Source organism: Mycobacterium sp. (genome assembly GCF_049585075.1).
GTDB lineage: Bacteria > Actinomycetota > Actinomycetes > Mycobacteriales > Mycobacteriaceae > Mycobacterium.
This window is the reverse complement of sequence record NZ_JBAUZA010000245.1, coordinates 1-9609: the sequence shown is the minus strand read 5'-3', so window position 1 is coordinate 9609 and position 9609 is coordinate 1. Positions and strand designations below refer to the sequence as shown.

General features: G+C 65.8%; 8 protein-coding genes. 7 read left to right on the top strand and 1 reads right to left on the bottom strand.

The annotated features are described in order from the left end of the window. The first annotated feature begins 109 nt into the window (after positions 1 to 109). Genes WB785_RS11720 through WB785_RS11690 form a run of 7 tightly spaced genes read left to right on the top strand, consistent with a single transcriptional unit; the run spans position 110 to position 6335 of the window. Complete coding sequence (locus WB785_RS11720) at positions 110 to 1009, top strand: alpha/beta fold hydrolase (protein WP_424079311.1); 900 nt, start codon at positions 110 to 112, stop codon at positions 1007 to 1009. A 17-nt stretch (positions 1010 to 1026) separates the two neighbouring features. Then, positions 1027 to 1824: an LLM class F420-dependent oxidoreductase gene (locus WB785_RS11715; RefSeq protein WP_424079310.1), complete on the top strand. Its 798-nt coding sequence runs from the start codon at positions 1027 to 1029 to the stop codon at positions 1822 to 1824. Positions 1825 to 1833: 9 nt separating this feature from the next. Continuing rightward, positions 1834 to 2511 (top strand): GntR family transcriptional regulator, encoded by a 678-nt coding sequence (locus WB785_RS11710; protein WP_424079308.1) that lies wholly within the window; start codon positions 1834 to 1836, stop codon positions 2509 to 2511. A gap of 20 nt (positions 2512 to 2531) precedes the next feature. Continuing rightward, a complete protein-coding gene (locus tag WB785_RS11705) occupies positions 2532 to 4316 on the top strand; it encodes an ABC transporter substrate-binding protein/permease (RefSeq protein WP_424079306.1) in 1785 nt (594 codons plus the stop codon). Next, the gene (locus tag WB785_RS11700) at positions 4313 to 5059 is read left to right on the top strand and encodes an amino acid ABC transporter ATP-binding protein (protein WP_424079304.1); all 747 of its coding nucleotides are present in this window, start codon (positions 4313 to 4315) and stop codon (positions 5057 to 5059) included. Before WB785_RS11705 ends, WB785_RS11700 begins: the two co-directional genes overlap by 4 nt. Before the next feature lie 55 nt (positions 5060 to 5114). After that, positions 5115 to 5624 (top strand): MarR family winged helix-turn-helix transcriptional regulator, encoded by a 510-nt coding sequence (locus tag WB785_RS11695; protein ID WP_424079303.1) that lies wholly within the window; start codon positions 5115 to 5117, stop codon positions 5622 to 5624. A 45-nt stretch (positions 5625 to 5669) separates the two neighbouring features. Further along, on the top strand, positions 5670 to 6335 hold the full coding sequence (locus WB785_RS11690) for an SDR family oxidoreductase (RefSeq protein ID WP_424079301.1): 666 nt from the start codon (positions 5670 to 5672) through the stop codon (positions 6333 to 6335). Between the two features lie 4 nt (positions 6336 to 6339). Here the strand turns inward: WB785_RS11690 and leuS are convergent, their stop codons facing one another. After that, complete coding sequence (gene leuS, locus WB785_RS11685) at positions 6340 to 9252, bottom strand: leucine--tRNA ligase (protein WP_424079299.1); 2913 nt, start codon at positions 9250 to 9252, stop codon at positions 6340 to 6342. Between the last annotated feature and the right edge of the window lie 357 nt (positions 9253 to 9609).

Below are 9609 nucleotides of genomic sequence, written 5' to 3'. Positions count from 1 at the left end.
GGCCATCCCATCGGCGTCACTGACGATTGTCGCTGTGAGGCGGGCAAAACCTCACACGCTTACTTCTTGTTACTGAAGTGACTTGGCATTGGTCGTAGAGTCAGGCCTCGTGACCGACATCTCCGGCGACGAACTGGTTGGACTCTCCGAGTTCGCGCTGCTGCGCGAAAATGCCGAGCAGGCTGGCGTCACAGGACCTTTGCCGCACGTGCAGCGGATCGACGCCGGATCGATCAGCGCGCTGCAATGGGGTGACTCCTCGCCGCGGATCATCTTCTTGCACGGCGGCGGGCAGAACGCGCACACCTGGGACACCGTGATCGTCGGTTTGGGGCAGCCGGCCTTAGCGGTGGACCTGCCCGGGCATGGGCATTCGGCGTGGCGTGAGGACGGCAACTATTCGCCGCAACACAACGCCGCCGCCTTGGCCCCGGTGCTGAGCGCGTTCGCGCCGCATGCCGACCTCGTTGTCGGCATGTCGCTGGGCGGGCTCACCGCAATCGGGTTGGGCGCGGTCGCACCGCAGTTCGTGCGTGAACTCGTCCTAGTCGACGTCACGCCGTCCGCCTTACAGCGATACTCCGAGATGACGAAGGAACAGCTCGGCACGGTGGCGCTGGTGCAAGGCGAGCGGGAGTTTCCCAGCTTTGCGGCCATGCTGGAGCTGACCACCGCCGCGGCACCACATCGCGATCCGAAATCGTTGCGCCGCGGGGTATTTCACAACTCGCGCCAGCTTGATGACGGTCGCTGGACGTGGCGCTACGACACCATCCGAGAGATCCCCGACTTCGACAGCCTGTGGGGCGACGTCGCCGGGTTGTCCGCGCCCATCACGCTGGTACGCGCCGGCAGCTCGGGCTTCGTCACCGACGAGGACACCGCCGAGCTCGGGCAGCGCGCGCAGGCGTTTCAGGGTGTGCACGTCGTCGAAAATTCCGGACATTCGGTGCAAAGCGACCAACCTCGCGCGCTGATTGAGATCCTGCGCGGAGTGCTCGACGGGTAGGTGCTTACGGTGGCCATATGATCTCGCCCGTTCGTATCGCCGTACAGCTTCAGCCGCAGCACGCCCCGCATTACCAAACCATCCGTGATGCCGTCCGCCGCTGCGAGGACATCGGCGTCGACGTCGCATTCAACTGGGATCACTTCTTTCCGCTTTACGGCGATCCGAACGGCACACACTTCGAATGCTGGACGATGCTCGCCGCGTGGGCCGAGCAGACGTCGCGCATCGAGATCGGCGCCCTGGTCAGCTGCAACTCCTACCGCAACCCGGAGCTGCTGGCCGACATGGCCCGCACCGTCGACCACATCGCCGACGGGCGCCTCATCTTGGGTATCGGCTCGGGCTGGAAACGCAAGGATTACGACCAGTACGGCTACGAGTTCGGCACCGCGGGCAGCCGCCTGGATGACCTGGCCGCTGCGCTGCCGCGGATCAAGTCCCGGTTGCCCAAGCTCAATCCGGCGCCCACCCGCGACATTCCGATACTGATCGGCGGCGGGGGTGAGAAAAAGACCTTGCGGCTGGTCGCCGAGCACGCCGACATCTGGCACAGCTTCACCAACGCGGCCGACTACCCGGCCAAGTCGAAGGTGCTGGCCGACCACTGCACCGCCGTCGCGCGTGATCCGGCCGGCATCGAACGGTCGGCTGCCGTGGGTGGCGAGACCGGCGGCGCGGATGCCAAGCGATTGATCGCCGAGGCCGAGGAGCTGACCGAGCTCGGCGTGAGCTTGCTGACCATCGGCGCCTCCGGCCCGGACTACGACCTAACCGGCGCCGAGACGTTGTGCCGTTGGCGTGATCGCCGGTAGGTGCCCAAGATGCCGAAGACTTACGGGGCCAAAGAGAAGGACCAGGTTGTCGCGCACATCCTCAACCAGGTGTTGACGGGCAAGCTGCGCACGGGCGACCGCGTCGACCGGAATGAAATCGCCAAGGAATTGGGCATCAGCCGCGTGCCCATTCAAGAAGCGATCGTGCAGCTAGAACACGACGGGCTGGTGTCGACTCGCTATCACCGCGGCGCGTTCGTCGAGCGCTTCGACGAGGATTCCATCCTCGAGCACTACGAGTTGCACGGCGTGCTGAACGGCATCGCGTCGGCGCGCGCCGCGGCGAACCCCACGGCGCACATCCTCGGACAGCTCGACGTCATATTGCGCACGCTGCGCAACTGCAAGGAACCCCGCGCCTTCCAGCGAGCCGCACGTGAGTATCGGCGCGCCATCGACGATGAGTACGCCGGACCGCGACTGCGCGCGGCGATCCGCGCTTCGCAGGGTCTGATTCCGCCCGCGTTCTTGCTGAGCTATCCGAGCGTCGTCGCCGAGATGTTGCCGTTCTACGAGGACGAGACGTCGGCGATCCGGCACCGCGACCCCGAAGGCGCCCGGGCCGCATGCAGCGGCTGCGCTGAATTGATGGCCGAAGTCATGGTGACCGAACTGGTTCGGCGGCGCGTGCTTTCACCGTCGGGTAGGTCCGCGGCCGCGTTCTAACCGGCGGTACGTTCGCCGGTATGAACGTCAATGCCGGGAAGCTGCTTGCGCTGATCGCCACGATCCTGCTGACCGGCAGCCTGGGATTGGCCCCGCCGGCCGCCGCCGACACCAACCTGTGCAAGCCGACGGGAGCAGACGGCGCGATCGCCCTGCCGCGGAAGCTGGCCACCGCCAACCGGCCCCAGGAAGACAAGTACACAACCCCCGACGTCGAGCCGCTGAGTTCGGTGAACATTGACGCGCTGGGCCTGCATACGCCCCGAACGCTGACCGTCGGCACCCAACCGGGGGGTCCCCCAACCAGCTGCCTGGACAGCGCGGGGCGCTTCACCGGTTATGACAACGAACTGCTGCGGGCGATCGCCGCCAAGCTGGGGTTACACGTCGTCTTCGCCGGTACCGACTTCTTCGGGCTACTCGCCCAGGTCGCGTCGCGGCGCTTCGACGTCGGCTCGTCGTCGATCATGGCCACCGAAGCGCGCCGTCGCACAGTCGGATTCACCAACGGCTACGACTTCGGTTACCTGTCGCTGATCGTGCCGTCCGGTTCGGCTATCGACGGGTTCGACGACCTGGGCCCCGGGCAGCGGATCGGCGTCGTGCAGGGCACCGTCGAAGAGGCCTACGTAGTCGACACCCTGCATCTGGAGCCGGTGAAGTTCCCCGACTTCACCACCGTGTACACCAGCGTGAAGACCCATCAGGTCGACGCGTGGGTAGCGCCGGCGATGGAGGCGACCAACGTGATGCGACCAGGCGACACCGCGGTCATCGCCGGCTACACGTTCGGCCTGGGTAACTACGTGGCCTATGCGGTGGCCAAGGACAACCAGCCGCTGATCAACGCGCTGAACGCCGGGCTGGACGCGGTGATCGCCGACGGCACCTGGGCGCGGCTGTACACCGACTGGGTACCGCGGCCGTTGCCGCGAGGCTGGCACCCGGGATCGAAGTCGGCGTTGACGCCGCACCTGCCGGATTTCGCGGCGATCGCCGAGCGGCATCATCGTGCGATCGACGAGGCCGCCCCACCGAAATCGACGCTGGCCCAGCTGCGGGACTCGTTCTTCGACTGGGACCTCTACAAGCAGGCCATCCCGGTGCTGGTGAAGACCGGGCTGCCCAACACGCTGATCCTGACCGTCAGCTCCAGCCTTATCGGGTTGGCGGTCGGCATTGCGCTGGCCGTCGCCGGTATATCGCGTGCCCGCTGGCTGCGTTGGCCGGCCCGGGCGTACACCGACATTTTCCGCGGCCTGCCCGAGGTGCTGATCATTTTGCTGATCGGGCTGGGCATCGGGCCGATCGTCGGCGGGCTGACCCACAACAATCCCTACCCGCTCGGCATCGCCGCGCTGGGGTTGACGGCGGCCGCATACATGGGCGAGATCTTCCGCTCCGGCATCCAAAGCGTCGAGGCCGGACAGCTGGAAGCCTCCCGCGCACTGGGACTGAGCTACCGCGCCTCGATGCAGCTAGTGGTGATACCGCAGGGCATCCGGCGGGTGCTGCCCGCGTTGGTCAACCAGTTCATCGCGCTGTTGAAGGGCTCGGCGTTGGTGTACTTCCTCGGGCTCATCGCCGGCCAACGAGAGCTGTTCCAGGTTGGCCGGGACTTCAACGCGCAGACCGGCAGCCTTTCGCCGTTGGTGGCGGCGGGAATCTTCTACCTGATCTTGACCATCCCGCTGACCCATCTGGTGAACTTCGTCGACCGCCGACTTCGCCACGGCCGGGCTGCGGGCGAACCGGAGGACCCGCTGGACCGGATCTCCACGATGACCAGCCAGGAGATGACGTGACGGACCGTGTTGCGCCGCAGCCAGTGTCGTTGGCAGCCAAAGACATTCACCTGTCTTTCGGTAGAAATGCGGTGCTGCGCGGGGTTGACATCGAGGCGCCGGCCGGCCGCACGGTGGCCGTGATCGGCCCGTCGGGCTCCGGCAAGTCGACACTGCTGCGGGTTTTGAACCGGTTACACGAGCCCGACCGCGGCGACATCCTGCTCGACGGGCGGTCGGTGCTAGGCGACGATCCGGATCGGCTGCGGCAGCGGATTGGCATGGTGTTCCAGCATTTCAATCTCTTTCCGCATCGCAGCGTGCTGGACAACGTCATGATGGCGCCGCGCAAGCTCAAGGGCCTGCATGCCGACGAGGCCCGCGAGTTGGCGCTGGCTCAGCTGGACCGGGTGGGTATGAAACACAAGGCCGGTAGCCGCCCGGGCACGTTGTCGGGTGGGCAGCAGCAAAGAGTTGCGATCGCCCGGGCGCTGGCGATGGCACCGCTTGTGATGCTCTTCGACGAGGCGACTTCGGCGCTGGATCCCGAACTGGTCAAGGGCATTTTGGCGCTGATTGCGGATCTGGGCGCCGACGGCATGACAATGCTCGTCGTCACCCACGAAATGGGTTTTGCCAGGTCGACCTCCGACACCGTCGTATTCATGGACCACGGTCAGGTGGTGGAAACCGGGCCGCCGGACCAGATTTTCGAGGCGGCAAAAACCGAGCGGTTGCAGCGCTTCTTGTCCCAAGTACTTTGACAGCAAAACCGCTTTTTCGGTCGGCAAACTTCCAGACAGGTTAGACTGGCGAACTATGGCGGAACGCGAGGCCACGGTGCCAGAGCTCACCGAGTTGGCTGAGGGTCTTCACCGCACGCTATCGAAACTCTTTTCCATTCTGCGCCGCGGCGATCACAGTGCCGGCGCAGCAACAGCCGGCGAGTTGACGCTGGCCCAGCTGTCGATCCTGGTCACTTTGCTCGACCGCGGTCCGATCCGGATGACCGATCTCGCCGCGCACGAACGCGTCCGGACGCCCACCACCACCGTGGCGATCCGCCGGTTGGAGAAGATCGGCCTGGTGAAGCGTTCGCGCGACCCGTCGGACCTGCGCGCAGTTCTGGTCGACATCACCCCGCGGGGGTTAGCCGTTCACCGCGAGTCGCTGACCAACCGGATCGGTGCCTTGGCAGCGCTACTCAGCCAGCTCAGCGAACCCGACTTGGAGACGCTGACCAAGGCGCTCGCGCCGCTGGAGCGGTTGGCGGCCAGCGAGCCGGTGGCTAGCCCGGCGGCGGCACAGGCTGCCCGCGAACAGGCCTAGCGCCCGGCATCCGCCGCGCTTGCGATCGCCCCTAGGCTGGCAGGCATGCGGACCGCGCTTATCACCGGTGCCAGCCGGGGGATTGGCGCCGCCATCGCCACCGCCCTGGCGCCGACGCACACCCTGCTGTTGGCCGGAAGGCCTTCAGCTGCGCTGCAAGCCACTGCCGAACGACTCGGCGCCACGACATTGCCGCTGGACCTGACCGACACCGATGCGATCCCCGACGTCACCAGCTCCATCGGCGAGCTCGACGTGCTGATCCACAACGCCGGGGTGTCGTTCCCCGGACAGGTCGGCGAATCCAGCGTCGACGAGTGGCGCACCACTTTCGAGGTGAATGTCATTGGCGCGGTGGCACTTACACTCGCATTGTTGCCTGCCCTGCGGCGCACCGGAGGTCAGGTGGTCTTCATCAACTCCGGCTCAGGGCGCAAGGCCTCGCTGGGGATGGCCTCGTACTCGGCGAGCAAGTTCGCGCTGCGCGCGTTCGCCGACTCAATGCGACAAGGCGAGCCGTCGCTGCGGGTCACCACCGTCTATCCTGGTCGCACCGACACCGACATGCAGCGTGAATTGGTGTCGTTCGAGGGCGGCGAATACGACGCCGACCAGTTCCTGCGCCCGGACACCGTTGCCGAGGTGGTCGCCCACGCAGTGGCCACCCCACCCGACGGTCACCTTCACGAGGTGGTGCTCCGGCCCCGCTGACGCGCTAGATGACCAAGTTGACCAGTCGTCGGGGGACCACGATCACCTTCTTCGGTGTGGCGCCCGCCAAAAACGCCTGCACTTTCTCGTCGGCGAGCGCAGCGCCTTCCACCGTGTCGGCATCGGCGTTGGCGGGCACCGTAATCCGCCCGCGCACTTTCCCGTTGACCTGCACCGGATACTCCACGGTGTCCTCGACCAGGTAGGCCGGCTCGGCCACAGGGAACGGCCCGTGCGCAAGGGAGGTCGGGTGGCCCAACCGCTGCCACAACTCCTCGGCCAGATGCGGCGCCAACGGCGCCAACATCAGCACTAACGGCTCGGCCGCTGCGCGCGGCACCGAATCGCGATGCAGCTTGGTGAGGTGGTTGGTGTACTCGATCAGCTTGGCCACCGCGGTGTTATTGCGCAGTGCCGCATAGTCTTCGGAGACACCCGCGATGGTGCGATGCAGCAGCCGCAGCGTGTCGATATCGAGATCCGCATCATCGATCACCCGGATATCGCCGGTCTGCTCGTCGATTACCAGTCGCCACACCCGCTGCAGGAAGCGGTGCGCCCCGACGACGTCCTTGGTGGCCCACGGACGTGAGGCTTCCAACGGGCCCATCGACATCTCATACACCCGCAGCGTGTCGGCGCCGTAGTCGTCGCACATCTCGTCCGGCGAGACCGAATTCTTCAGGCTCTTACCGATTTTGCCGAATTCCTGAAAGACTTCGATCTCCCCGTCGGGCCCGGGGTAGACGAACCCCCCATCACGTTCGACAACCTCTGCGGCCGGCACATAGGCGCCGCGAACATCGGTGTAGGCGAACGCTTGGATGTAGCCCTGGTTGATAAGCCTGCGGTAGGGCTCGCGGGAGGTGACGTGACCCAGGTCGTAAAGCACCTTGTGCCAGAACCGCGAATACAGCAGGTGCAGCACCGCGTGTTCAGCACCTCCGACGTATAGGTCGACACCGCCTGGATCGTCGGGGCCGTGCTCGGCCGGCCTCGGGCCCATCCAGTAGGCTTCATTCTCCTTGGCGCAGAACCGTTCTGAGTTGTGCGGGTCGGTGTAGCGCAGCTCGTACCAGGAGCTGCCGGCCCACTGCGGCATGACATTGGTGTCGCGGGTGTAAGGCTTCGACCCGTCGCCGAGGTCCAGCTCCACGTGTACCCAGTCGGTGGCCTTCGCCAGCGGCGGCTCGGGAACGCTGTCGGCGTCGTCGGGATCGAACAGCACTGGCGAGTAATCCGGGACGTCGGGCAGTTCGACGGGCAACGCGGCCTCGCCCAATGCGTGGGGACGACCGTCGCTGTCGTAAACGATCGGGAAGGGTTCGCCCCAATAGCGTTGCCGCGCGAAAAGCCAGTCGCGCAGCTTGTATTCGATACGCGCCCGGCCTCGGCCGTCGGACTCCAACCTCGCGGTGATGGCTGTCTTGGCCGCCGTTACGTCCATTCCGTTCAGGTAACCCGAGTTGACCAACACGCCGTCGCCGGCGTAGGCGGCCACCGAAATATCGCCGCCGGCAATGACTTCGACGATTGGCAAGCCGAACTCGTGGGCGAACTCCCAGTCGCGCTGGTCGTGGCCGGGAACGGCCATGATCGCCCCGGTCCCGTAGCCGGCCAGCACGTAGTCGGCGATGAAGATCGGCACCTGCTCGCCGTTGGCCGGGTTGACCGCGTAGCTGCCCAGGAAGACCCCGGTCTTGGTTTTGTTTTCCTGGCGCTCCAGGTCGGACTTCGCCGCGATGGTCTGCCGGTACGCGGCGACAGCCTCAGCTGGTGTGGCGCCTTCGAAGGTCCACCGCGGATCCACCCCGGCCGGCCACTCGGCGGCGGCCAGCCGGTCCACCAGGTCGTGCTCGGGGGCGAGCACCATATAGGTGGCACCGAAGAGAGTGTCCGGTCGGGTGGTGAACACCTCCAAGTCCACCGTCTGGCCGTCGGTTGTGCGTGCCGAGAACAGTGCGGCGGCGCCGGTCGAGCGGCCGATCCAGTTGCGCTGCATGGTCTTGACCTTGTCCGGCCAGTCCAAGACGTCGAGATCGTCGAGCAACCTGTCGGAGTACGCGGTGATCCGCATCATCCACTGCCGCAACCGCTTCCGGAATACCGGGAAGTTGCCGCGATCGCTTCGGCCGTCAGCGGTGACCTCTTCATTCGCCAGCACAGTGCCCAGACCTGGACACCAGTTCACCATCGAATCCGCCCGGTAGACCAGGCGGTGGGCGTCGATCACGTCGGCGCGCTGCGCTGCCGACAGCTTCACCCACTGCCGGCCGTCATCCAATTGCCTTGCACCGGAATCGAATGCGGAAATCAGCTCCGCGATCGGTCGGGCTTTGTTCGCGTCGGTGTCAAACCACGCGTTGTAGATCTGCAGGAAGATCCACTGTGTCCATTTGTAGAACTCGGCGTCGGTGGTGGAAAAGCTTCGCCGGCTGTCGTGACCGAAGCCCAACCGGCCTAACTGTCGCCGAAAATTGACGACGTTGGCCTCGGTCCGGGTCCGCGGGTGGGTGCCCGTCTGCACCGCGTATTGCTCGGCGGGCAGACCGAAGGCGTCGAAGCCCAACGCGTGCAGCACATTACGGCCGAGCATCCGAAAGTAGCGAGCATAGACGTCGGTGGCGATGTAACCCAGCGGGTGACCGACGTGCAGACCCTCCCCCGACGGATACGGGAACATGTCCTGCACGAACATCTTGTCGTCGGGCACGGCTGAACCATCCGTCGGTGCCAGCGACCCGACCGGGTTGGGCACGTTGAAGGTCCCCATCCGGTGCCAGAACTCCTGCCAGGCCTGTTCGACGCGGCCAGCCAGCTCCGCGGTGTATCGGTACCGCGGCGCATCGGCGTCTGCATCGGCAGCTGGATCGGCACCGGGAGGGGTGCCGGTCGCGGCCGTTGGGGAGTCGGTCACGTCCAACAGGTTATAAGGGTGGCTGCGGCGGGCCCGTCGCTGACAGGTTTGTCTCGGTTGCGTTGCGGACCGATCAGGGGTTTATCCCAGGTGTATTCCAGGTCGATTCCGATCCTTTCTGCGGCTGGTGGCGCCCACTTCTGCCTGGTTACAGTCCGACTCATGCATCGCCGGTGAAGCGATGAGGGAAGGACCGAACTCTCATGATGCAGATTGCCCGTAGCTGGCGGGTAGCTGTCGCGGGTCTAGCCGTCGGCGTCGTGGGTGTGCTGGGTTTCGCCTGCCCCACGGCGTCGGCAGAGCCGGTGTTGCCGCCCCGGCCCAATCCCGCTCCGATCCCCGCGCCAGCCGTGACGC

Bases quoted from the DNA above. Each gene is read 5' to 3' on its own strand.
- WB785_RS11705 (WP_424079306.1), top strand. From the start codon at position 2,532: ATGAACGTCAATGCCGGGAAGCTGCTTGCGCTGATCGCCACGATCCTG.
- WB785_RS11690 (WP_424079301.1), top strand. From the start codon at position 5,670: ATGCGGACCGCGCTTATCACCGGTGCCAGCCGGGGGATTGGCGCCGCC.
- WB785_RS11695 (WP_424079303.1), top strand. From the start codon at position 5,115: ATGGCGGAACGCGAGGCCACGGTGCCAGAGCTCACCGAGTTGGCTGAG.
- WB785_RS11710 (WP_424079308.1), top strand. From the start codon at position 1,834: ATGCCGAAGACTTACGGGGCCAAAGAGAAGGACCAGGTTGTCGCGCAC.
- WB785_RS11715 (WP_424079310.1), top strand. From the start codon at position 1,027: ATGATCTCGCCCGTTCGTATCGCCGTACAGCTTCAGCCGCAGCACGCC.